The organism is Actinoplanes sp. NPDC051537, assembly GCF_055586105.1.
On record NZ_JBVJIU010000011.1, the window covers coordinates 285,383 to 306,669 of the forward strand.

20 protein-coding genes and 1 other RNA gene are annotated in these 21,287 nt (G+C 70.6%); 8 read left to right on the top strand and 13 right to left on the bottom strand.

Features of this window, described 5'->3' with window-relative positions:
- Positions 1-80: 80 nt before the first annotated feature.
- Together ACZ6TB_RS27580 and ACZ6TB_RS27585 are read right to left on the bottom strand one after the other, a co-directional pair.
- Positions 81-287 (bottom strand): hypothetical protein, encoded by a 207-nt coding sequence (locus ACZ6TB_RS27580; RefSeq protein WP_433377019.1) that lies wholly within the window; start codon positions 285-287, stop codon positions 81-83.
- Positions 288-429: 142 nt separating this feature from the next.
- Positions 430-1,470, bottom strand: a complete 1,041-nt coding sequence (locus ACZ6TB_RS27585) for an aspartate-semialdehyde dehydrogenase (protein ID WP_465558467.1) — start codon at positions 1,468-1,470, stop codon at positions 430-432.
- 112 nt (positions 1,471-1,582) lie between these two features.
- On the opposite strand from ACZ6TB_RS27585, the gene ACZ6TB_RS27590 reads away from it, so the two are divergent.
- Positions 1,583-2,380, top strand: coding sequence for a class I SAM-dependent methyltransferase (locus ACZ6TB_RS27590; RefSeq protein ID WP_465558469.1), 798 nt, complete (start codon positions 1,583-1,585; stop codon positions 2,378-2,380).
- Here the strand turns inward: ACZ6TB_RS27590 and ACZ6TB_RS27595 are convergent.
- The 3 genes from ACZ6TB_RS27595 to ACZ6TB_RS27605 all read right to left on the bottom strand — a co-directional run bounded on the left by ACZ6TB_RS27595 (position 2,377) and on the right by ACZ6TB_RS27605 (position 4,871).
- Positions 2,377-3,003 (bottom strand): M15 family metallopeptidase, encoded by a 627-nt coding sequence (locus ACZ6TB_RS27595; RefSeq protein WP_465558471.1) that lies wholly within the window; start codon positions 3,001-3,003, stop codon positions 2,377-2,379. The two genes, ACZ6TB_RS27590 and ACZ6TB_RS27595, sit on opposite strands and share 4 nt — an antisense overlap.
- Positions 3,004-3,093: 90 nt before the next feature.
- Positions 3,094-3,696 (bottom strand): GTP cyclohydrolase II, encoded by a 603-nt coding sequence (locus tag ACZ6TB_RS27600; RefSeq protein WP_465558473.1) that lies wholly within the window; start codon positions 3,694-3,696, stop codon positions 3,094-3,096.
- Between the two features lie 38 nt (positions 3,697-3,734).
- Positions 3,735-4,871 (bottom strand): hypothetical protein, encoded by a 1,137-nt coding sequence (locus tag ACZ6TB_RS27605; RefSeq protein ID WP_465558475.1) that lies wholly within the window; start codon positions 4,869-4,871, stop codon positions 3,735-3,737.
- A 538-nt stretch (positions 4,872-5,409) separates the two neighbouring features.
- Here ACZ6TB_RS27605 and ACZ6TB_RS27610 point away from each other — a divergent pair.
- Both ACZ6TB_RS27610 and ACZ6TB_RS27615 read left to right on the top strand, forming a co-directional pair.
- The gene (locus tag ACZ6TB_RS27610) at positions 5,410-6,468 is read left to right on the top strand and encodes a type I glyceraldehyde-3-phosphate dehydrogenase (RefSeq protein ID WP_465558477.1); all 1,059 of its coding nucleotides are present in this window, start codon (positions 5,410-5,412) and stop codon (positions 6,466-6,468) included.
- Between the two features lie 11 nt (positions 6,469-6,479).
- A complete protein-coding gene (locus ACZ6TB_RS27615; protein ID WP_465558479.1) occupies positions 6,480-7,400 on the top strand; it encodes a threonine/serine dehydratase in 921 nt (306 codons plus the stop codon).
- Between the two features lie 143 nt (positions 7,401-7,543).
- On the opposite strand, the gene ACZ6TB_RS27620 is transcribed toward ACZ6TB_RS27615, so the two are convergent.
- On the bottom strand, positions 7,544-8,308 hold the full coding sequence (locus tag ACZ6TB_RS27620; protein ID WP_465558481.1) for a sulfite exporter TauE/SafE family protein: 765 nt from the start codon (positions 8,306-8,308) through the stop codon (positions 7,544-7,546).
- Positions 8,309-8,351: 43 nt separating this feature from the next.
- Here ACZ6TB_RS27620 and rnpB point away from each other — a divergent pair.
- The 4 genes from rnpB (at position 8,352) to mctP (ending at position 12,611) form a co-directional block, all read left to right on the top strand.
- Positions 8,352-8,745, top strand: an RNA gene (gene rnpB / locus ACZ6TB_RS27625) — RNase P RNA component class A.
- A 220-nt stretch (positions 8,746-8,965) separates the two neighbouring features.
- Complete coding sequence (locus ACZ6TB_RS27630) at positions 8,966-10,261, top strand: glycoside hydrolase family 18 protein (RefSeq protein WP_465558483.1); 1,296 nt, start codon at positions 8,966-8,968, stop codon at positions 10,259-10,261.
- A gap of 360 nt (positions 10,262-10,621) precedes the next feature.
- Positions 10,622-10,960: a DUF3311 domain-containing protein gene (locus ACZ6TB_RS27635; protein WP_465558637.1), complete on the top strand. Its 339-nt coding sequence runs from the start codon at positions 10,622-10,624 to the stop codon at positions 10,958-10,960.
- A 4-nt stretch (positions 10,961-10,964) separates the two neighbouring features.
- A complete protein-coding gene (mctP, locus tag ACZ6TB_RS27640) occupies positions 10,965-12,611 on the top strand; it encodes a monocarboxylate uptake permease MctP (protein WP_465558485.1) in 1,647 nt (548 codons plus the stop codon).
- A gap of 68 nt (positions 12,612-12,679) precedes the next feature.
- Here mctP and ACZ6TB_RS27645 read toward each other — a convergent pair whose 3' ends face one another.
- The gene (locus tag ACZ6TB_RS27645) at positions 12,680-13,456 is read right to left on the bottom strand and encodes a phosphotransferase family protein (protein WP_465558487.1); all 777 of its coding nucleotides are present in this window, start codon (positions 13,454-13,456) and stop codon (positions 12,680-12,682) included.
- Positions 13,457-13,630: 174 nt separating this feature from the next.
- On the opposite strand from ACZ6TB_RS27645, the gene ACZ6TB_RS27650 reads away from it, so the two are divergent.
- Positions 13,631-17,290, top strand: a complete 3,660-nt coding sequence (locus ACZ6TB_RS27650; protein ID WP_465558489.1) for a CHAT domain-containing protein — start codon at positions 13,631-13,633, stop codon at positions 17,288-17,290.
- Here the strand turns inward: ACZ6TB_RS27650 and ACZ6TB_RS27655 are convergent.
- The 6 genes from ACZ6TB_RS27655 to ACZ6TB_RS27680 form a co-directional block, all read right to left on the bottom strand.
- Positions 17,287-18,015 (bottom strand): hypothetical protein, encoded by a 729-nt coding sequence (locus ACZ6TB_RS27655; protein ID WP_465558491.1) that lies wholly within the window; start codon positions 18,013-18,015, stop codon positions 17,287-17,289. The two genes, ACZ6TB_RS27650 and ACZ6TB_RS27655, sit on opposite strands and share 4 nt — an antisense overlap.
- Positions 18,012-18,233: a hypothetical protein gene (locus tag ACZ6TB_RS27660; RefSeq protein ID WP_465558493.1), complete on the bottom strand. Its 222-nt coding sequence runs from the start codon at positions 18,231-18,233 to the stop codon at positions 18,012-18,014. The genes ACZ6TB_RS27655 and ACZ6TB_RS27660 overlap by 4 nt, the downstream gene beginning before the upstream one ends.
- Positions 18,234-18,324: 91 nt before the next feature.
- A complete protein-coding gene (locus ACZ6TB_RS27665; protein ID WP_465558495.1) occupies positions 18,325-18,885 on the bottom strand; it encodes a GNAT family N-acetyltransferase in 561 nt (186 codons plus the stop codon).
- A gap of 10 nt (positions 18,886-18,895) precedes the next feature.
- Entirely contained in the window at positions 18,896-19,588 is a 693-nt protein-coding gene (locus tag ACZ6TB_RS27670) for a DUF4097 family beta strand repeat-containing protein (RefSeq protein ID WP_465558497.1), read from the bottom strand.
- A gap of 30 nt (positions 19,589-19,618) precedes the next feature.
- Complete coding sequence (locus ACZ6TB_RS27675; protein ID WP_465558499.1) at positions 19,619-20,083, bottom strand: MarR family winged helix-turn-helix transcriptional regulator; 465 nt, start codon at positions 20,081-20,083, stop codon at positions 19,619-19,621.
- Between the two features lie 9 nt (positions 20,084-20,092).
- A complete protein-coding gene (locus ACZ6TB_RS27680; protein WP_465558501.1) occupies positions 20,093-21,262 on the bottom strand; it encodes an MFS transporter in 1,170 nt (389 codons plus the stop codon).
- Positions 21,263-21,287 lie beyond the last annotated feature (25 nt).

Sequence of the window (21,287 nt, forward strand, 5' to 3'; positions counted from 1 at the left end):
TCCTTGCGAATGACTGCGGGCTCGTCTCCGCCTGGAGACTGCGAATTCCGGCTTGGACACAGGGGGTCGCGGAGCCGGTGCTAGCTGACCTCCCCGGTCCAGCGGGCATCCTCGGCGTCCCACTCCGCATTGCGCTTCTCGACGGTCTCGAGTGCCCGCGTCGCTTCGTCGGCCGTGGCGTAGGGACCGAGCCGGTACTGGGCGGGACACAAGTCGTCGCCGGTCTCGACACGGCTGTCGCGAAGGCACCAGAAGTAGCCGCCTCCGCCGGGCCCACTGTCGTTCATGCAATCACTGTGCACCTCAAACCGACCATCCGCCACCGATTCGGGCAAAAAGTCCCAGATTTCCACATTGGAAATGAGGGGATCTCCACATAAAAAACCGCCCCGGGGTCACAACGACCCGGGGCGGTTTGAGATATGTAAATCAGCGAAGTTCGGCCGCGACCAGCTCGGCCACCTGCACCGCGTTCAGCGCGGCGCCCTTGCGCAGATTGTCGTTGGAGACGAAGAGCGCGAGCCCGTTCGCCACCGTCTCGTCGGCGCGGATGCGGCCCACGAACGACGGGTCGCGGCCGGCCGCCTCGAGCGGGGTCGGCACGTCGGACAGCTCGACGCCGGGCGCGGTCGCGAGCAGCTCGCGGGCGCGGGCCGGCGCGATCGGCCGCGCGAAGCGGGCGTTGAGCTGCAGCGAGTGGCCGGTGAAAACCGGGACGCGCACGCAGGTGCCGGAAACCAGCAGCGACGGGATGTCGAGGATCTTGCGGGTCTCGTTGCGGAGCTTCTGCTCCTCGTCGGTCTCGTCGCGGCCGTCGTCGACGATCGAGCCGGCCAGCGGCAGCACGTTGAAGGCGATGTTCTTGCTGAACGAGCGGGGCGCCGGGAACTCCACGGCGCTGCCGTCGTAAGTCAGCTCGGCGGCCCGGTCGGCGACCTTCTTCACCTGCTCGTCGAGCTCGCTGACGCCGGCCAGCCCGGCGCCGGAGACGGCCTGGTAGGTCGTCGCGACCAGGGCCACGAGACCGGCCTCGTCGTGCAGCGGGCGCAGCACCGGCATCGCGGCCATGGTGGTGCAGTTGGGGTTGGCGATGATGCCGAGCGGGCGGTTGCGGGCCGCCTGCGGGTTCACCTCGCTGACCACCAGCGGGACGTTCGGGTCCATCCGCCAGGCCGACGAGTTGTCGATCACGACCGCGCCCGCCTCGGCCACGCGCGGCGCCAGCTCCTTGGAGCTGCCCTTGCCCGCCGAGAACAGCACGATGTCGAGCCCGCCGAAGTCCGCCGTCGCGGCGTCCTCCACGGTGACCTCGCCGTCCTTCCACGGAAGGGTGCGACCCGCGCTGCGGGCGGAAGCGAAGAGCCGGAGCTCGTCAACGGGCAGTGCCCCATCAAAACCGCTGCGCTCGGCCAGGATGCGCCGCATGACGCCGCCCACCTGTCCCGTCGCGCCCACAATGCCGATCCTCATGCCGACAAAAATACGGCCTCACCTGCCCGCAAAGAAATCGCTTAACTCACCGCGTACCAAATAATGAGATCTTGCTCCCATATTTAGAGACAGCGGGGCTAGCTTCGAACGCATGGCGACCTACACGCACGGACATCACGAGTCGGTCTTGCGCTCACACCGCTGGCGCACCGCAGAGAATTCGGCGGCATACCTGTTGCCCCGGCTGACTTCCGGAGTCTCGGTCCTCGACGTCGGCTGCGGTCCCGGCACCATCACGGCCGACCTGGCGACGCTCGTCACACCGGCCCGGGTCACCGCGCTGGAGGTCACCAACGAGGCGCTCGACCTGGCCCGCGCCGAGGTCGCGCGCCGAGGCCTGGCCAACGTCGACTTCGCCACCGGCGACGTGCACGCGCTCGACTTCCCCGACGACACGTTCGACGTGGTGCACGCCCACCAGGTGCTGCAGCACGTGACCGACCCGGTGGCGGCGCTGCGCGAGATGCGCCGGGTGACGAAGCCGGGCGGCGTGGTGGCCGTGCGCGACAGCGACTACGCGGCCTTCACCTGGTTCCCGGAGTTTCCCGAGCTGACCGAGTGGCTCGATCTGTACGAGCTGGTGGCGCGGCGCAACGGCGGCGAGCCCGACGCGGGCCGGCGGCTGCTCGCCTGGGCGCGCGAGGCCGGCTTCGACGACATCACCGCGACGTCGAGCACGTGGTGCTTCGCGACGCCCGAGGACCGCGCGTGGTGGGGCGGCATGTGGGCCGACCGGGTGCTGCAGTCCGCGTTCGCCGGCACCGCGGTGCGCACCGGCGCCGCCACGCAGGACGACCTTCAGCGGATCTCGGACGGGTGGCGGCGCTGGGCCGCCGACCCGGACGGCTGGTTGTCGCTGCTGCACGGCGAGCTGCTGGCGACGGCCTAGCTCACGCTGGTCTGCACCCCCATCGCCTTGGCGCCGTCGGAGTCCGGCTTGTAACCCCAGTGCCAGCTCTCCCGCGACGCGGTATTGAAGAAGCCGTACTTGTCGGCGTTCTGCCGCACCCACGCCAGCGCGTTGCCGTTCAGGTCGAGGTCGGCGGCCATGCCCCAGCCGTGCTCGCTGGTGCCGGGCTTGGCCGCCAGCCCGCCCTGCGAGTAGAGGCCCTTGCGGCGGGCGAGATCGACCTGCTCGGTGTACGGGCGGTAGGAGTCGGTGATGCCGATGTGCACCCCGTCCTTCTCGGCGTCCGACATCATCTTGGTCAGCGCCTCGGCGGCCGGCGCCCAGAGCTTGTGCCGGGTGGCGCCGACCTGCTCCAGCGCGCCGGCCGGGATCTTCCCGTTGCCGTACGCGGCGAGGTCGGTCGGAATGCCCTTGCTGTTCAGCGAATAGGTGCGGCCCGACGACGGCGTCTGGGCGACGGCGTCGGAGAGATAGCTGGCGAAGTCCTCGCCCGACGCGCCGCCGGAGCCGGTGGTGGTCGACTGGCTCTGGGTGGTGCGCCCGGTCTGCTGGGTCTGCAGCGCGATGATCCGGCTCTGGATGTCCGCGATCCGCGAGTTCAATCCCTCGATTCCCACACCGTTCCGTTCGGCGCGCCAGCCCAAATCTGAGTGCGCGGGCCGAAATCTGAGCGTGCCGGCCGAATCTGGGCTTCAGCCCGCCATCGGCAGCGAGAGGGTGTGGCCGGTCTGCGCCGCCTTCGCCTCCAGATATCGGACATTCGCCGCCGACGCGTACACACCCGTCGGAAGCACATTCCGCACCTCGATGCCGTTCAGCCGCATTTGTGCCGACTTATCGGGATTGTTGGTGAGGAGGTCGATTGCGGTGACGCCGAGCACGCCCAGCATCTGCGCCGCGACGGCGTAGTCCCGCTCGTCATCCGCCCGCCCCAGCGCCCGGTTCGCGGCGTAGGTGTCCAGGCCGGCCTCCTGCAGGGCGTACGCGTCGAGTTTCGCGTACAGGCCGATGCCTCGCCCTTCCTGCCGCAGGTAGAGCAGGTAGCCCCCGGTGATGGAGATCCGCTCGACCGCCTCGCGCAGCTGCGGTCCGCAGTCGCAGCGCTCGGAGCCGAAGACGTCCCCGGTCAGGCACTCGGAGTGCAGCCGCACCAGCGGCGTGGCGGTCGCCGGACCGAACGCCAGCGCCAGGTGCTCCTTGCCGTCGACCAGGCCGGTGAACGTGGTCACCCGGGCGGTCGTGGCGTAGCCGTCGGGGAAGCGCATCGGGACGGTGACGGTGGTGCGCACGGACATGATCCCAAGAATCGGCCGTACGCCGCCGGGGCTGAGCCTTAGATGCTGACCGGCTCCCGGCGCTCCGCGCCCTCGAGCCGTTCCACCAGGTCGAGCTCGACCTCGGAGGTGGTGTTCTTGGCGTGCGGCAGCATGTTGGTGATCAGCACGACCACGGCCCCGATGCCGGCGTAGAGGCCGAGCACGGTCAGATGCCCGGAGATGTGCGCGGCCGGGAAGTACAGGTCGTCGCGCACCGCCTGCACGCCGGCGCCGGTCGGCAGGTTCTCCCCCACGTGCCGGCCGAACGCGGGCAGGAACTCGGGCAGGATGCTGGCCCCGGAGATGACCGTGCCGAGCGTGAAGTACATCGCCCCGATCAACGCGCCGGCCGGGCCGAGCAGCGCCACCGCGCCGGCCGTCGAGGCCGTGATGGCCAGCGAGATCAGCGAGAAGATGCCGAGCATCTCGCCCCGGTCCGCGGTCTCGCCGACGCCGAACCAGGTCATCGACCAGAGGATCACGGCCGCGGAGCCGACCGCGTACACGATCAGGATGGTGACGTGCGCGAGGCCGCGCCGCCAGGAGCGCCGGGCGCGCGGGATCAGCCGGCCCAGCCCCATCGAGGCGATCGTGCCGCCGAGCGCCAGCGCCTGGGTGAGAAAGCCGAGCGACACCCCGTTGACGTCGTCGCTGGGCAGCGGCACCACGTCGGTGACGGCGGGTGGCGTGTTGAGGTCCTGCGCGGCGCTCACCGTCATGCTCTTGCCCTCCGACGCGAGCTGGTCGAGGGTCTCGGCGGTCTGCTGCTGCACGACGCCGGTGTAGGTGGCGCGCAGCAGGCTCGCGGCGGCGGGCCCGGCGGCGCTCGCGACGTACAGGTGCGGCTTGCTCGCCGTGATGTCCACGCCGCCGTAGACGTCCCGCCGCTTGATCGCGATGACCAGGTCGTCCGAGGTCGCGTAGTCGGTGACCTTGAAGTAGTCGTTGCTCGAGAGCAGGTTCATCACGGCGTCGCGCTTGGCCGCCGGCGTCACCAGCCCGACCGGCAGGTGATGCGGCTGCGCCTTGTGGCCCATGCTCAGGTAGTACGCGGTCAGGCCGAGCTGCACCAGCACGCCGATCACGCAGACCGCGAGCGCGAACCGGCGGAACTGCATGACCGACGCGACCTGCGGGTTCTCCTGAGCCACCACACCTGGAAGCATTACGGACGAAAGCCCATCATGAGGTGGATTCGCCGATAAGGGCTCGCCCGGAACGCGAGGCCGGCACCGTCCCCCAGCCGGGCACCACCGTCCTCGGCGCTATCGCCCCGTCCCCGCGTGGCCTTTCGCACAGACATCCAGCTCAGTGATTGTCGCCACGCGGCGGATCGGTTCCGGAATACCGATCCGCCGCGCCCGCGCTGAAATTCTCGCCGAAGAATGGCACGCCTGGCCGGAAAACGCACGGGCAATCCGGATGACGCGGGTCATCGGCAAGATACTCATTCACCTTTCCGAGCGATGTCGCATCAAGCGCCAGCAATGCCCGTTAGTCACCGTTCCCCAACGTGTGACCCCGCCGACCAGGTCTTATGTGGATCTAGGTCACCCTGTGACGTGTCCTGCGTTGACGTGCAAGTTGCACGACTCATAGTGTCGGGGGCGTAACACCGGGTTGAAGCCAGGGTTGCTGGAACTGCCCGGGCCCGCGACAAGCACGGATCACAAGCGGTCTAGGAGCGCCTCGATGACTGTCACGATCGGCATCAACGGATTAGGACGGATTGGCCGCAGTCTCACGCGGATAGTGGCCGCCTCCGGAGATTCCGGAATATCCATTGGCGCCGTGAACGACCTTGCGTCGACCGAGAAAATGGCCTACGGGCTGCGCCGGGACAGCATTCGTGGCTCATTTCCCGGCACCGTCACGGCCCGCACCGACCAACTCGTCGTGAATGACCATGCGATCCGCGTATTCCATCATGCACAGCCCGAGCGCATCCCCTGGGCCGACGCCGGGGTCGACGTCGTCATCGAGGCCACCGGCCGCTTCCGGGCCGGCACCACGGCCCGCACCCACATCACCCACGGCGGCGCCCGCAAGGTCGTGATCAGCGCCTCGGCCGACGACCCGGACGCATTCCTGGTCTACGGGGCCAACCACCACACCTACGACCCCGAGACCCACGACGTGGTCTCCCCCGGCTCGTGCGGGGTCAACGCCCTGACCATGATGGCGAAGGTCCTGCTGGATCGGTTCGGCCTGCGGTCGGTGAACACCTCGGTGGTGCTGGCCACCCAGGGCTGGCAGAAGGCGCAGGACTCGGTGATGGGCACGTCCCGGGAGGACCCGCGCCTCGGCCGGGCCACCGGGGAGAGCATCATCCCGCACAACTACGTGGTCGGTGACCTGGTGCGGGCGGCGCTGCCGGAGATCGGCGAGATGCGGTACAGCTACTACTGCGTGCCCACCCCGATCGGGTCGCTGGCCGAGCTGTCCGGCCTGACCGATCGGGCGGTCAGCGTCGAGGACGTCAACCGGGCCATGGCCGAGGCGGCGGCCGGGCCACTGCGCGGCATCCTCGCGTACGACCCGGATCCGACGGTCTCGATCGACGTGAAGAACAACCCGGCGTCCTGCCTGTTCGACCCGTCCGGCACCCAGACGACGGCCGACGGCGGCGTGAAGGTGCGCGGCTGGTTCGACAACGAGTGGGGCTTCTCGAACCGGTTGCTCGACCTCGCGAGGCTGGTAGGTGAGCGCTCAGCCGTCTCCTCCCGACGCATGACCTGGAGCATCGCCTAGAGTCGTTTTCGATGATTGACATCGACGACGTACGGGCGGCGGAGAAGCGGATCAGCGACCGGATCCGGCGGACTCCGGTCATGCGGGCCGACCGGAACGTCTGGTTCAAGCTCGAGCTGACGCAGCACGCGGGCAGCTTCAAGACCCGCGGCATGTTCAACCAGATCGTCGCGGCCGCCACCCGCGGCGTCCTGCCGTCGGCCGGCATCGTGGCCGCGTCCGGCGGCAACGCGGGCCTGGCCGCCGCCTACGCCGCCCGCGAGCTGGGCGTGCCGGCCGAGGTCTACGTGCCCGCGACGGCGCCCGCGATCAAGGTGGCAAAGCTCCGCAAGCTCGGCGCCTCGGTCGTGCAGACCGGCAGCGAGTACGCCGAGGCGTACCTCGCGGCGGTCGAGTGGGCCCAGGCGTCCGGAGCGTACTTCTGTCACGCCTACGACGACCCGGACATGGTCGCCGGAAACGGGACGCTCGGCCTCGAACTGCTGTCCCAGCTGCCGGACGGCTTCGACACCGTGCTGGTCGCCGTCGGCGGCGGCGGCCTGATCGCCGGCATGATCGCCACCTTGCGCGACACGGCCGACGTGATCTCGGTCGAGCCCTCGACCTCCGCGGCGCTGCACACGGCGCTGAGTACCGGGGCGCCGGTCGACGTGCCGGTGTCCGGCGTGGCGGCGGATTCACTGGGCGCGCGGCGGGTCGGGGACATCGCCTTCGAGCTGGCCCAGGACGCCGGGATCAGCGCCCTGCTGGTCGACGACAAAGCCATCGTCGACGCCCGCCGCCGGCTGTGGGAGGACTACCGGATGGTGGTCGAGCACGGAACCGCGGCGGCCTACGCGGCGCTGACCTCGGGGGCCTACATTCCGGCGCCGTCCGAGCGCGTGGTCGTCCTGCTCTGCGGCGCCAACACCAACCCGTCAGACCTGATCTAGGCGGCGCCCCACCCGGCGCGGGCCATCCTCCCCGGCCGGCCACCGTTCCCGCCGGCCACCGTTCCCGCCGGCCACCGTTCCCGCCGGCCACCGTTCCCGCCGGCGCGTCAGACCGGAGGAGGCTCTTTCTCCCGCCCGATTTATCACTTTATTGCGCGATACAGCAGGACCAGGCCGATTGCGGTGCCGAAGGTGACGATGAGGACCCTCAGCACGCGCGCCGGGAGTCGCCGGGCCAGCTTCGCCCCCGCGTACCCTCCGATGATCGTCGCCGGCGCCAGGACGAGCACCGCGCCCCAGTGCACGTCCGCGAAGATCGCGAACACCACGACGGTGACCAGGCCGACCGCGGCCGACAGCACGTTCTTGAGGGCGTTGATCCGCTTCAGCGGCTCGTCGAGGATCAGGGCGAGCGCCGCCACGTACATGACGCCCAGCGCCGCCCCGAAGTAGCCGCCGTAGATCGCCCCCACGAAGACCACGCACTGCAGCGTGACGGCGGCCCGCCGCGGCGACATGTGCCGCGGGTGCCCGACCAGCCCGCGCAGCCGCTCCTGGAACGCCAGCGTGGCCGCCGCCCCCAGCACCAGGAACGGCACGATGACCTCGAACGCCCGGGCCGGCGTGAGCAGCAACAGCGCGCAGCCCCCGACCGACCCGACCAGGCTCGTGGGCAGGATCGACCGCACCCGCCGGCCCTGCCCCGCGAGGTCGGCCCGGCTGCCGACGACGCTGGACACGTACCCCGGGAAGACCGATACCGAGTTGGTCACGTTCGCGTCGACCGTCGGCAGCCCCGTGGCGATCAGGCTCGGGAACGTGATCAGCGACCCGCCGCCGGCGATCGCGTTGACCCCACCGGCGGCGACCCCGGCGACCAGCAGCAGAAGTACATGCGAGAGATCCATGGCAAGGCCGAATCTACGTGGTCGCTAGAATCCTCCCGACGGACGAGTCGGCCGGGCGGTCGCGTCGGCGCCCTCCGGGGCGTCACCGAGGAACGTCCGGACTCCGAAGAGCAGGGTGGTTGTTAACGGCAACCCGGGGTGACCCGCGGGACAGTGCCACAGAAAACAGACCGCCGGCCGAGAGGCCGGTAAGGGTGAAACGGTGAGGTAAGAGCTCACCAGCACCCCGGGCGACCGGGGTGGCTAGGTAAACCCCACCCGGAGCAAGGCCAAGAAAGGCCGGGACCGCAAGGCCCCGGCCGGCGCAGGCGTTCGAGGGCTGCTCGCCCGAGCCTGCGGGTAGGCCGCAAGAGCCGGCCGGCAACGGCAGGCCGAGATGGATGACCGCCCCCGGCGCGAGCCGGGCACAGAATCCGGCGTACAGGCCGACTCGTCCGTCGTCCTCGAAGTCGAGACGGTCACCCGAGCTGGGTGCGCGGCGGAGAGCCTGGCGTGATCGGGCAGGGCGTCGCGGCGTACGGCCGGAAAATGCGCAAGAAAGACGCGAAGGGCGCACCATGGCCCGGCTTCGATGAACAGACGATTGCTTCGGCGCGTGTGGACGTTTAGCTTCCTCAATTAGGAAAGTTTCTTCAACGTTTTGGCCCTGGAGGGCTCATGCGCGGTCTGACCCGCCGTCTTGTCGCGGTGGCTGCTGTGGCCACCTCGATCGTGGCGGCCTCGCCTGTCGCGGCACAGGCGCATGGTGGTGGCAAGGGCAAGTCGTACGTCAAGGCCGGCTACTTCACGCAGTGGGGTATCTACGGCCGTAACTTCCAGCTCAGCAAGGTGCAGAATTCGGGCGCGGCCGCCCGGCTCACCCACCTCAACTATGCCTTCGGACCGGTCACCGCGGCCGGCACCTGCATCTCGGCCGACCCCTGGGCCGACTGGGGAACGTCGTTCTCGGATGCGCTCAGCGTCGACGGTGTCGGCGACGTCGCGGGGCAGCCGATCGCCGGGAACCTCAACCAGCTCGCCGAGCTCAAGGCCAAGAACCCCAAGCTGCGGGTGCTGATCTCGCTGGGCGGGTGGACCGGGTCCGCGTACTTCTCGGACGCCGCCCTGACCGACGCCTCGCGTAAGAAGCTCGTCAGCTCCTGCATCGATCTCTGGATCAAGGGGAACCTGCCGGATCTCGCCGCCGGTGTCGCGGCGAACATCTTCGACGGCATCGACCTCGACTGGGAGTGGCCGGGCTCGGACGGCAACGCCGGCAACGTGATCCGGCCCGAGGACAAGCACAACTTCACGCTGCTGGCCGCGGAGTTCCGCAGCCAGCTCGACAAGCTCGGCCGCACCACCCGCAAGCACTACGACCTGACGGCGTTCCTGCCGGCCGCGCCCGCGAAGATCGTGGCCGGGTTCGAGGGCAACAAGATCTTCAAGTACCTCGACTTCGGGACCGTGCAGGGCTACGACTACCACGGCACGTGGGAGACGCGGACCAACCAGCAGTCGTCGATCTTCGTGCCGAAGGGCGCGCCGGACAACCCGGACTTCTCCGCCGACAACGCGATCAACGCCTGGGTGAAGGCGGGCGCGCCGAAGAGCGAGCTCGTGCTGGGCATGCCCTACTACAGCCAGGGCTGGACGGGCATCACGAGCGGCGGCAACGGCCGGTTCGCCACGGCGACCGGTCCGGCGCCGAGCGTCTTCGGCGGCGGCACCGAGGACTACAAGACGGTCAAGAACCTGCCGGGATTCAAGGTCTACCGCGACTGGAAGGCCGGCAACTCGTGGCTTTTCGACGGGACGACCTATTGGACGTACGACGATCCCGCGCAGCTTTTGCAGAAGACGCTCTACATCCGGGCCAAGGGCCTGGGCGGGGCGATGATGTGGTCCCTGGACGGCGATGACGAGAACGCGTCGCTGACCAAGGCCATCAGTTTCGGCCTGGGCTCCCGCTAAGTCCCGGAGCGGGGGGGGGGGGGGGGGGGGGGGGGGGAGGGGGGAGGGGGGGGGGGGGGGGGGGGGGGGGGGGGGGGGGGGGGGGGGGGGGGGAGAAGAAGAGGCAGCTAGCGGGGAGGCGGGAGGTTCGGTTGCAGTGTGGCTCTGGCGGGGGGGGGGGGGGGGGGTGTGTTCCCCCCCCCCCCCCCCCCCTCGCCCGTTCGGCGCACGGTGATCGACTCGTTCCGACCCTCGTCGTTAGCTTCATGGTGGGCCCTCATCCCCGGCCCGACGAAGAGCGAGGAGGTGCGGCTGATGGCCGAGCCTGAATCTCCCGAGCCGGCGGCTGCGCAAGAAAGCCCGGCGCCCGCCCCGGAAAATCTGGCGAAGGAAAGCGCGGCGGCGGCGCCGGTAAGCCCGGCACCCGCCCCGGTAAGCCCGGCACCCGCCCCGGAAAGCCCGGCGGCCGCGCCGGTAAGCCCGGCGCCCGCGCAAGAAAGCGCGGCCGTGCGGGAATCCGCGGTTCTCCAGAGAAAATCCGATCACAGCCCGTGGAACTGGCTGCTGATCATCCCCATTGTGGTGCCCTTGCTGACGTTCCTGTACAACCACGACTCCCCGCGGTTGTGGGGATTCCCGATGTTCTACTGGTTGCAGTTCGCGTTCATTCTCCTCGGCGTGGCGACCACCAGTCTGGTCTACCGAATGACGAGGCGGTGACCCGATGAGCGACCACATCACCGAAATCATCATCTTCACGGCGCTGTTCCTGCTGGTCAGCGGCATGGGCTTCGTGGCGGCCAAGTGGCGGGCGCCGAAGGACATGGCTCACCTCGACGAGTGGGGCCTGGGCGGCCGCAGCTTCGGCGGCTGGATCACGTGGTTCCTGGTCGGTGGGGACCTCTACACCGCGTACACCTTCGTGGCCGTTCCCGCCCTGATCTTCGGGGCCGGCGCCGCCGGCTTCTTCGCGGTGCCCTACACCGTGATCATCTACCCGCTGTTCTTCCTGATCCTGATCCGGCTCTGGTCGGTGTCGCACCGGCACGGTTTCGTGACGCCGGCCGACTTCGTCCGCACCCGGTTCGAGTCGCCGACCCTCGCGCTGCTCATCGCGATCACCGGAATCGTCGCCACGATGCCGTACATCGCGCTGCAACTGGTCGGCATCGAGGCGGTTCTCAAGACGATGGGCGTGACCGGCGACAGCCTGCTCGCCCGGCATGCGCCGATCATCATCGCGTTCGCGATCCTGGCGGCGTACACCTATCAATCGGGTCTTCGCGCCCCGGCGCTGATCGCCTTCGTCAAGGACTCGCTGATCTACATCGTGATCCTGGTGGCGGTCATCTACCTGCCCTACAAGCTGGGCGGCTGGGGCGACATCTTCGACGCGGCCGACAAGAAATTCCAGGCGTCGCCCAACCCGGGTGACGGCATCCTGCTGAACGCCAACAATCAGATTCAATACGTGACGCTGGCGCTCGGTTCGGCGCTGGCCCTGTTCCTCTACCCGCACAGCATCACCGGCGTGCTGGCGAGCCGGAACCGGAATGTCATCAAGCGCAACATGTCGGCGCTTCCCGCGTACAGCTTCCTGCTGGGTTTGATCGCCCTGCTCGGCTACATGGCCATTTCGGCGGGCGTGAAGCCGCTGCCCGGCGCGAAAGCCGGCACGGTGGACAGCAACACGGTGGTGCCGTTGCTGTTCGACCAGAAATTTCCGTCCTGGTTCGCCGGGATCGCGTTCGCCGCGATCGGTATCGGCGCGCTCGTTCCGGCCGCCATCATGTCGATCGCGGCGGCGAATCTCTTCACCCGCAACATCTACAAGGAATACCTGAAGCGTGACGCCACCGACGCCGAGCAGGCGAAGGTATCGAAGATCGCCTCGCTGGTCGTGAAAATCGGCGCGGTCGCGTTCATCGTGTTCCTCGACCCGCAGTTCTCCATCGATCTGCAGCTGATCGGCGGCATCATCATTCTGCAGACCGCGCCGGCGGTCGCGATCGGCCTTTACACCCGCTGGCTGCATCGCGGGGCGCTCATCGCGGGCTGGACGGCCGGCATGGCCCTGGCCCTGTGGATGCTCTGGCAGATTCCCAACGCCGCCACCAAGAAGGCGCATTTCGGCGGATCCGCGTTCCCCCTCGAGAAGTTCTGGGGTTTCGACAGCCCCAAGACCATCTATGTGGGATTCGTGGCCGTCGCGGTCAACCTCATCGTCGCGGTGCTGGCGACGTTCCTGTTCCGGGCCATGAAGACGCCGGAAGGCGTGGACGGAACGACGCCGGACGACTACTTCGCCGACGAGGGCGACCCGCGCGTGGAACGCGAGAAGACGGCCGTCGAGGCGGTCTCGTCCACGTAGGCCTGACCCGCTCCCGGGTCGGAGGGCGTCGCATCCATCGGGGTGCGGCGCCCTCGCCGTCGAAACCGTCAAAGCCGGGCGATCGCCGCCCGCAGGAAGTCGTCGCGCCGGCGAGCGGCGTGCGCGCTGTAAGACTCGGTCGGGGTGTTGAGAGCGGCCACGGCATCCCAGTACGCGATGTCGCCCACACCGGTCCCGGCGACCTGTTCCCAGCCCGCCAGCACGTGCCCGGGCGCGTAGTCGTCGTACAGCATCGCCACCTGCTTGCGCAGCTCCCCCAGATCGACCCCGGGATGACCGACGCCGGCCGTCTTCCAGTCGATCAGGGCGTGCACACGGCCGTCGACCACCAGCGTGTTACCGGGCCAGACGTCACCGTGCACGAAGACGGCCGGCCCCTCGGGTGGCGTGCTCGCCCGCACCAGCTCGTCGGCCCGGTCGAGCAGCGGGGTGGAGGGCATCCGCCCCCGGCGGCGTTCCCCGGCGAAGTCGTCGACCGCGATCGGCCGTGGCCGGAACGGCAGCGCCGGCCGCGGCGCGAGGGTCACGGCGTGGACCCGCGCGAGGAGCGCCCCCGCCGACCGGAGCAACGCGACGTCGGGCGCGACCGGCCACGTGCTAGTCCCCGGCAACACGGTCTCCAGGCTGGCCGTTCCCCCCGCGGCGAGCAGCCGGGGCGCCGGCAGTCCGTGCTCGGCCGCCACCACGAGCGCCGCCGCGTTCGTCGCGATCTGGTCGGCCGTGATGCGGCTGCTCGGCGACCGGAACACCACCGACGAGATCACCCCATCGGGTGACATCAGATCGATCCACCATGGGCTCTCGCCGCCGTGCAGCGACCGCACGGCCTCTCTTTTACCCGTCCCGCACCGGTCGACTGTGGTCCGCGCCGACCCGCCCGTCAAGCGATCGGCACTGGCCCGGGTTCGCTAGTGTGCGCGGTGCGTCACGGTCAAGATGCCGACCGTGTCGGGTGTGGCTGGTGCGGGGGGCAGCGCGACTGGCCAGGAGGTGAGCCGATGCCGGCTGACGAAGAGCTGTCGGTGTTGCGGCTGGTGGATCGGCCGGCGGACGGCGGGCGATCGGTGACGGTCTCATGGAGCGCCGCCGGGTTCGGCGAGCGCCAGGTGACGGTCCCGGTCGACGTCACCGTCGAGGACGGACCGGCCGAGCTGATCCGGTGGTATCTGGAGGAGTACGCCGAGTTCCCCTCCGACCCGTCGCCGGCGCTGGCGATCCGCGCCGAGACGATGCTCGCGGACCTCGGCGGCCGCCTGTTCGAGGCCGTGTTCGGCGCCGGTGTCGCGGCGGAGATCTGGGGAAAGGCATCTCAGGATCTCGACGCCGTACGCATCGAGGTCGACTCCGATCCGGCCGACGCGCCCGGGCTGCCGTGGGAGCTGCTGCGCGAACCGGTCGGCGGGCGGGCCCTGGTGCTGGCGGCCGGGCAGTTCGTGCGCACCCATCGCGAGACCGCGGGATCGGTGCGGCTGCCCCGGGAGACGTCGGACGAGCTGCGCGTGCTGCTGGTGATCTGCCGGCCGGGCGGCCGCGACGACGTGCCGTTCCGGTCGGTGGCGTCGCGCCTGATCCGGGCGGGCGCGGACCGGTTGCCGGGGCTGAAGCTCGACGTCCTGCGCCCGGCCACCTTCGCCCGGCTCGGCGAGGTCCTCCGGGCGGCCGCCGACGCGAAGCGGCCGTACCACGTGGTCCACTTCGACGGCCACGGCGCGTACCTGGACATCGCCGGCCTGACCGACGATGACGACGACGGGCTGACCGTCTCGTCCATGCAGTACCGGGTGAACCTGGCCGGTCCGCAGCGGTCCGGCCGCCACGGCTACCTGCTGTTCGAGGACCCCCGGGCGGAGAGCAACCAGCAGCTGGTGGACGGTCCGACGCTGGCCGACCTGCTGGTGAGGCACCGCGTGCCGGTGCTGGTGCTGAACGCGTGCCGATCCGCCTACGCCGAGCCGCAGGACACCCCGTCCACCACCAAAATGCAGGGGCGGATCCGGGCGTACGGGTCATTGGCCGCCGAGGTCGCCGACGCCGGCGTGGCCGGCGTCGTCGCGATGCGCTACAACGTGTACGTCGTGACCGCCGCCCAGTTCGTCGCCGACCTGTACCAGCAGCTCGGCACGGGACGCAGCCTCGGCGAGGCGGCCACGGTCGCGCGGCAGCAGCTCGCCGGCGATCCGACCCGGCACATCGGCGCGGCGCCGATCGCGTTGCAGGACTGGGTCGTCCCGACCGTCTACGAGACCAAGCCGCTGTCCCTGCTCGAGCCGGCCGAGCCGCAGGCGGTCCGCATCCGGCTCGACGAGGCGCCGCCGACCGGCCCCGACGGCGGCGTGCCGGCCGCGCCGGACGTGGGCTTCTTCGGCCGCGACGAGACGCTGCTGTCGCTCGACCGCGCGTTCGACACCGGCCGGATCGTGCTGCTGCACGCCCTGGCCGGGGCGGGCAAGACGACGACGGTGGCCGAGTTCGCCCGGTGGTACTCGTCGACCGGCGGCCTGCACCATCCCCAGCTCGGCTCGGGGCCGGTGCTGTGGACCTCGTTCGAGCACTACACGCCCCTGGACCGAGTGCTCGACACGGTCGGCACCGAGTTCGCCGGCCTGCTCGAGGCCCAGGGCTACCCGTGGGCGGCGATCACCGACCGGGCGGTCCGCCGCGAACTGGTGCTTCGCCTGCTGGCCCAGACGCCGGTGCTGTGGATCTGGGACAACGTGGAGCCGGTGACCGGGTTCCCGCAGGGCGCGGCCAGCGCCTGGACCGCGGGGGAACAGGCCGAGCTGCGGGGGTTCCTCGGCGATCTCAAGACCAGGACCCGGGCCAAGGTGCTGCTGACCTCGCGCCGGGACGAGCAGGCCTGGCTGGGCGCGCTGCCGGCCCGGCGTCGGCTGCCGGAGATGCCGATGGCCGAGCGCCTTCAGCTGGCCCGGGCGCTCACCGACAGCCTGGGCCACGCGGCCGAGGACGACGAGGTGGACTGGCGGCCGCTGCTGCGCTTCACCGGCGGGAACCCGCTCACCATCACGGTCACCGTGCGGCAGGCGCTCCGGGAGCACGCCGCCGCCACCTCCCGGGCCCTGGCCGAGTTCGTCGGGCGGGTCACCGCCGGGCGGTCGCGACTGGAGAACCCGGACGACGTGGCGCTGGGCCGGTCGGGTTCGCTCGCCGCGTCCCTGGACTACGGCTTCACCACCGCGTTCACCCCCGAGGAGCGGACGAGACTGGCCGTCCTGCACCTGTTCCGCGAGACGGTCAACGCCGGCTGCCTGCAGATCATGGGCGACTCCCGGATGGAGGCCGGCCCCGTGCCCGCCCTGGCCGGGATGACGCGGGACGAGGCAACCGGGCTGTTGGACCGGGCGGCCGGCATCGGCCTTCTCGAGTCCTACGCGGATGGCGTCTACCGGATCCATCCCGCCCTGCCGTGGTACTTCCACGGCCTGTACGACCAGCATCTCGGGCCGGCCGACGGCGCGGCCGCCCGGCACGCGGAACGCACCTACGTGTACGCCACCGCCCTGCACAACAGCCAGCACGACAGCCGCATCCAGGTCGCGACGTCGGCCTCGATCGGCGTCCTGCGGGTGGAGGAGGCCAACCTGCTGCACGCCCTCGAGCTGGCCCGGCGCCTCGAGCTGCTGGACGCCGAGAACAACCTGCTGCTCGCCGTCAGCAAGCTCTACACCGAGACCGGCCGCAGCACGGAATGGGCGCGGCTCGTCGAACGGACACTCCCCGACTTCATCACCCCCGACGGCAAGCCCCGGCCGGGTCGCGAGGAGCACTACCCCTACGTCACGACGTGGCGGGTCCGGATCGCGCGCGACCTGCGGGACCTCAGCGGCGCCACCCAGCTCCAGACGGAGCTGCTCGCCTGGGCCCGGGAACGTGCGCGCCCGTACATCGACGTGCCGGACGCCGAGCTCGACCGGACCGGCCGCACGCACATCCGGTCCCTCGGCGTCCACGAGCACGACCTCGCCCGGCTCTACCACGAGCAACGGGACCTGACCGCCGCGCTGCGCCACGGCAAGGCCGGCTACGAGCTGTTCGGGCGGGTCGGCGACACCGCCTCACAGGCCGACATCGCCACCGGGCTCGGCCACTCCTACGACAACCTGAAGGATTTCGACGAGGGCGAGATCTGGCATCGGCGCAGCCTCGAACTGCGTGACCCGGACGATCTCTCCGGCCAGGTCGCGAGCCTGGCCTCGCTGGCCGGCAACGCCCTCGCGCGCTTCATCGCCGCCTACGCCGCCAACGCGCCGCAGGACGTGCTGCGCGGCTACCTCGCCTCCGCCCTCGCGGGCTACCGGCAGGTTCTCGAGCTCACCCCGCCGGATCATCACGAGTACCGGTCGACCATCCACAACCAGCTCGGCGTGATCTACGGGACGGCGAGCGACGTCACCGAGGCCATGCGCAACTTCCAGCAGGCGATCCGGCACCGCGAGGCGCTGAACGACGCGTTCGGCGCCGCCCAGACGCGGCACAACATCGCCGTGACGCTGAGCGGCGCCGGGCGACTCGACGATGCGCTGTCCTACGCCGTGGCCGCCCGCGACGCGTTCGTCGCGCTCGGGCCGGACAGCGCCGCCAGCGCCGACCAGGCGGGCGCGCTGGTGGAACGGATCCGGAGCGCGCTCGCGAAGGGCTAGGCGGCCCGGCAGGACAGGGTGAGCGGCTGCCCCGGCGCGCCGGCGGCGGTGCAGGTGGTGTCGCCGGCGCGGGCGCTCACGCCGACCGTCCCGGCGGCGGGCACCTTCGTCGCGGTCAGGGTGCGGCTCACCACCCCGTCGGGCGTGGGCGTGACCGCCGCCTGCGCGACCGTTTTCCCGTCCACGGCGATCGTCACGCTCGCGACCTGACCGGCGTCCACCCCGCGGAACGTCACGTCCACGGTCACGTCCTCGACGCCGTCCCCCGACGCGGTCCGGGTGACCGCCACCGACGGCCGGTGCGGGTCGTCCCCGGCCAGGGCCAGCACGGCCGCCAGTCCCGCCGCCGCGACCGCGACGACCAGCAGCACGCCGGCGGCCCCGGTCAGCGGCGCCCGGGTCAGAAACCGGCGCCGGTACCAGCGCTCGACCTCGAGCAGGTTGTTGGTGTTCAGCCCCCGGACCACGGTCAGGATCTGGGCCGCCAGCGCGCACAGGACCGCGGCGAACGCCACCGCCACCGCGCCCACCGCGAACGCCCGCGCCGCGCCCTCGACCCCCGGCATCTGGGCCGCGATCAGCCCGAAGCCGGTCAGCAGCGTGCCGACGACGCTCACCGTGGTCACCACCCGCCCGGTGGCCGCGTCCATCCGGGCCAGCGACTTGGCCGGGGTGAGCTCGTCGGCCAGCGCCACGAGCGCCCGCTGCCGCGCGGTGAGCGTCACGGCCAGTACATCCCGGTGCACGGCTGCGGATGCCCGTCGCCGGCCGGACAGGTCACGACGACCTCGAAACTCGGATCCCGCGGCTTGCGGCGAAAGAGCTTCCGGGAGTCGTACGCGAGGGGCCCGCCGGTCTCCTCGAGCTGCTCCAGCACGAGCTCCGTGAGGTCGGCGCCGGGATGCTCGGGGCACTCGAACGATGACGGGTCCAGCCGAGTCATATGCGCGCTCCGACGGTTGATGGGGTGACCCAGCGGGGTGTCGCCCATGGTAGAGCCACAGTGGAACCGGCCGAGTCCGTCGAACGGGTGGCTACGCCGGATTCGCGGACCACCACTCGCGGTCCAGGATCGCCATGCGGACCTGGTCGTGCCAGCGGCCGCCGCGGAAGACCGCCTCCCGGTCCCGGCCCTCCTCCACGAAGCCTGCCTTCGCGTACGTGTGAATCGCTCGTTCGTTGAAACCGAGGACGCCGAGCTGGATGCGATGCAGGTTGAGCTCGCCGAACCCATAGCCGAGGGTGAGCCGGGTGGCCTCGCTGCCGTAGCCCTGGCCTTGGAACGGCGGGCCGATGATGATCGCGAAGGTGGCCGTGCGGTTGTGCGCCTCGGCGCCGAAGAGGGCGACGTGCCCGATGATCGTGTCCTCGTTGCGGGTGGTCACCGTGAAGCCGGCGTCGATGCCCTGGTTGCGGTTCCACGACCGGAACTGCTCGGCGAGCGCGTCACCGGGCCGGGGCAGGAGCGGGCCGCTCGTCTGCCGGGACAGCACCTCCGGGTCCTGCCACCAGGCCACGAGGTCGCTCAGGTCGTCCTCGCGCATCTCCCGGAGCCGGATCCGGGTGCCGATCAGCGGGTTGTCAGAAGGGTCCATGCCGCTGACGTTAGCCCTCGGTGATCGTGATGCCGCCCGCACCCGCCCGGGCCTGCACGTCGACCCCGGCCGCGCCGTCCTGCCAGCCGTCCGCCGTGAAGACCTGGCCGCCGCCGACGCCCTGATGGGTCTGACCGTCGATGGTCACCTGGCCGGCCCCGGACTGGGCCGCGACCCGCACCGGCGTGCCCGCCGCGAGCCGCACCCCGAACTGGTCGACGCCGCCGGTCATGGTCACGGCGGTGGCTCGCGCCGGACGGGCCAGCACCAGGTCGATCCGGCTCGCGCCGCCGGTCAGCTGGATCGCGTCGGTGGTGCCGGCGCCCATGTCGATCCCCATGTCCTGGGCGCCGCCGGTCATCCGCAACGTCCAACCCACGTCGGCGTTCAGCAATACATTGATATTTCCGGAATTTCCGGCGAGCTTCAACCGTACGTCCGCATTGTCCCGATCAACCGAAGCCGTGAGCCCATCCGACGCCGTCACCCGATACAGGTCGTCACCGAGCGAACCCGCCCGCACATGCACCGAGGTAGCCCCGTTCAGCACCTCGAAGGTGGCGTTGCGCGCGCCGTCGACCGGGCCGGTCAGCGTGTCATCGCCCTTGTGCAGGCCGGCCAGGATCGCGACGAGACCGACGACGAGGACGGCGGCCAGCGCGAGACCGATGAGGACCGCGGGCCGGCGACGGGAGATGTTCACGGCCCTGAATGTTCCCGGAAGCGGGAAAAGCTACACCGACCGGCCCCGGCTGCGCATGTGCTCGGCCAGCGCGCCGTTGAACCGCTCGAGCGCGTCGGCCAGCTCCTGCTTCTCGGCGTCGGAGTAGCCCTTGAGCACGGTGCCGTAGAGCGCGCGCCGCGCCCGTCGCACCGCCTCGACCTGCTCGAGCCCGAGCGGGGTGGCGGCGACGACGGTGCCACGGCCGTCCTTGGGGTCGGCGCGGCGCTCGATCAGCGCGTCCTGCTGCAGGGCCGTGACCTGGCGCGTCACCGTCGAGCCGTCGAGGTTGAGCGCGGCGGCGAGCACGGAGACGTTCATCGGGCCGTCCTGCTGCAACCGGCGGAGGATGACGTACGCCGCGCGGTCGAGCGCGCGATGCGGCTGGACACCGGTCGAACGGCGCGTCGCCTCGCCGAGCCGCATCAGCATCGCCACCTGCGTCTCGATCGTGCCCAGAACCGCGTCATCACTCATAGTTGTATGTTACAGCGACCTCGCACGGGGGCGTAGGGCCGTCGCCCCGAGGCCCATCAGGGCGGTCAACCCGACAATCAGCGTAAACGACACGGTCAGGCTGGACACGTGGGCGACGGCACCGATGATGCCAGGGGCGATCAACCCGCTCCCGTACGCGATGCCGGCCACCCCCGCGATGTTCCGCCCCGGATGCCCGTCCAGCTTGCCGGCGGCCGCGAACACCAGCGGTACGACCACCGCGATCCCGATCCCGAGCAGCCCGAACCCGGCGATCACCAGCGCCACCGGCGAGGCCAGCACCACGGTCAACGCACCCACGGTCGCCAGCACGCCGGAGATCCGCACGGTCGTCACCGGCCCGAGCCGGCGCACCACCCAGTCACCGCCGAAGCGGGCCGCCGCCATGCAGATCGAGAAGATCGCGACGGTCGCGGCGGCGGTCGACGCCGGGTGGTTCAGCAGATCGCGCACGTAGACCGCGGACCAGTCGAGGCTCGCGCCCTCGGCGAAGACCGCGCACAGGCCGATGAGCCCGATCGGCAGCACCTCGCGCGACGGCAGCGCGAATGCCGGCGGCTCGTCGACGGTCGGCTCGGGCCGGTGCGAGATCAGCCAGGTCGAGGCGAACAGGGCGATCACGATGAGCGCGGCGGTGGTCAGTGCGAAGTGCAGCGGCGCGCCGAGCCCGGCCTGGGCGGCGAACGCCGCGACCGCCGAGCCGGCCAGGCCGCCGACGCTCCACCAGCCGTGGAAGCCGGACATCACCGATCGCTCGTACCGCTCCTCGACCAGCACGGCGTGCGCGTTCATGGCCACGTCGGCGAGCCCGGCGGTGGCGCCGTAGATCACCAGCACCGCGCAGAGCAGGGGCAGGTTGGTCGGCAGGGCCGGGAGGAGCAGCGCCAGGCACCAGAGGATGATCAGGAGGCGTACGAGCGGACGCAGATCGAAACGATGCGCGAGCCGGCCGGAGATCGGCATCGCCAGCAGCGCGCCGACGCCGGGCATGAGCAGCGCGATGCCCAGGCCGCCGGCACTGACCCCGACGTGGTCGGCCACCCAGGGGACACGCGCCGCGAAGGTGCCCGTCACCGAGCCGTGCACGGCGAAGATCGCGGAGGTGGCGACGCGCGCCCGGCGCAGGGCCGGGGCCGGCTGGAGGTGAGTGACGGCCATGAGACCGACGCTAGACGAATCCCAA

Excerpts from the sequence above, each read along its gene's own strand:
- ACZ6TB_RS27580 (WP_433377019.1), bottom strand. The coding sequence starts at position 287 with ATGAACGACAGTGGGCCCGGCGGAGGCGGCTACTTCTGGTGCCTTCGC.
- ACZ6TB_RS27585 (WP_465558467.1), bottom strand. The coding sequence starts at position 1,470 with ATGAGGATCGGCATTGTGGGCGCGACGGGACAGGTGGGCGGCGTCATG.
- ACZ6TB_RS27590 (WP_465558469.1), top strand. The coding sequence starts at position 1,583 with ATGGCGACCTACACGCACGGACATCACGAGTCGGTCTTGCGCTCACAC.
- ACZ6TB_RS27600 (WP_465558473.1), bottom strand. The coding sequence starts at position 3,696 with ATGTCCGTGCGCACCACCGTCACCGTCCCGATGCGCTTCCCCGACGGC.
- ACZ6TB_RS27610 (WP_465558477.1), top strand. The coding sequence starts at position 5,410 with ATGACTGTCACGATCGGCATCAACGGATTAGGACGGATTGGCCGCAGT.
- ACZ6TB_RS27615 (WP_465558479.1), top strand. The coding sequence starts at position 6,480 with ATGATTGACATCGACGACGTACGGGCGGCGGAGAAGCGGATCAGCGAC.
- ACZ6TB_RS27620 (WP_465558481.1), bottom strand. The coding sequence starts at position 8,308 with ATGGATCTCTCGCATGTACTTCTGCTGCTGGTCGCCGGGGTCGCCGCC.
- ACZ6TB_RS27630 (WP_465558483.1), top strand. The coding sequence starts at position 8,966 with ATGCGCGGTCTGACCCGCCGTCTTGTCGCGGTGGCTGCTGTGGCCACC.
- mctP (WP_465558485.1), top strand. The coding sequence starts at position 10,965 with ATGAGCGACCACATCACCGAAATCATCATCTTCACGGCGCTGTTCCTG.
- ACZ6TB_RS27650 (WP_465558489.1), top strand. The coding sequence starts at position 13,631 with ATGCCGGCTGACGAAGAGCTGTCGGTGTTGCGGCTGGTGGATCGGCCG.
- ACZ6TB_RS27660 (WP_465558493.1), bottom strand. The coding sequence starts at position 18,233 with ATGACTCGGCTGGACCCGTCATCGTTCGAGTGCCCCGAGCATCCCGGC.
- ACZ6TB_RS27665 (WP_465558495.1), bottom strand. The coding sequence starts at position 18,885 with ATGGACCCTTCTGACAACCCGCTGATCGGCACCCGGATCCGGCTCCGG.
- ACZ6TB_RS27675 (WP_465558499.1), bottom strand. The coding sequence starts at position 20,083 with ATGAGTGATGACGCGGTTCTGGGCACGATCGAGACGCAGGTGGCGATG.
- ACZ6TB_RS27680 (WP_465558501.1), bottom strand. The coding sequence starts at position 21,262 with ATGGCCGTCACTCACCTCCAGCCGGCCCCGGCCCTGCGCCGGGCGCGC.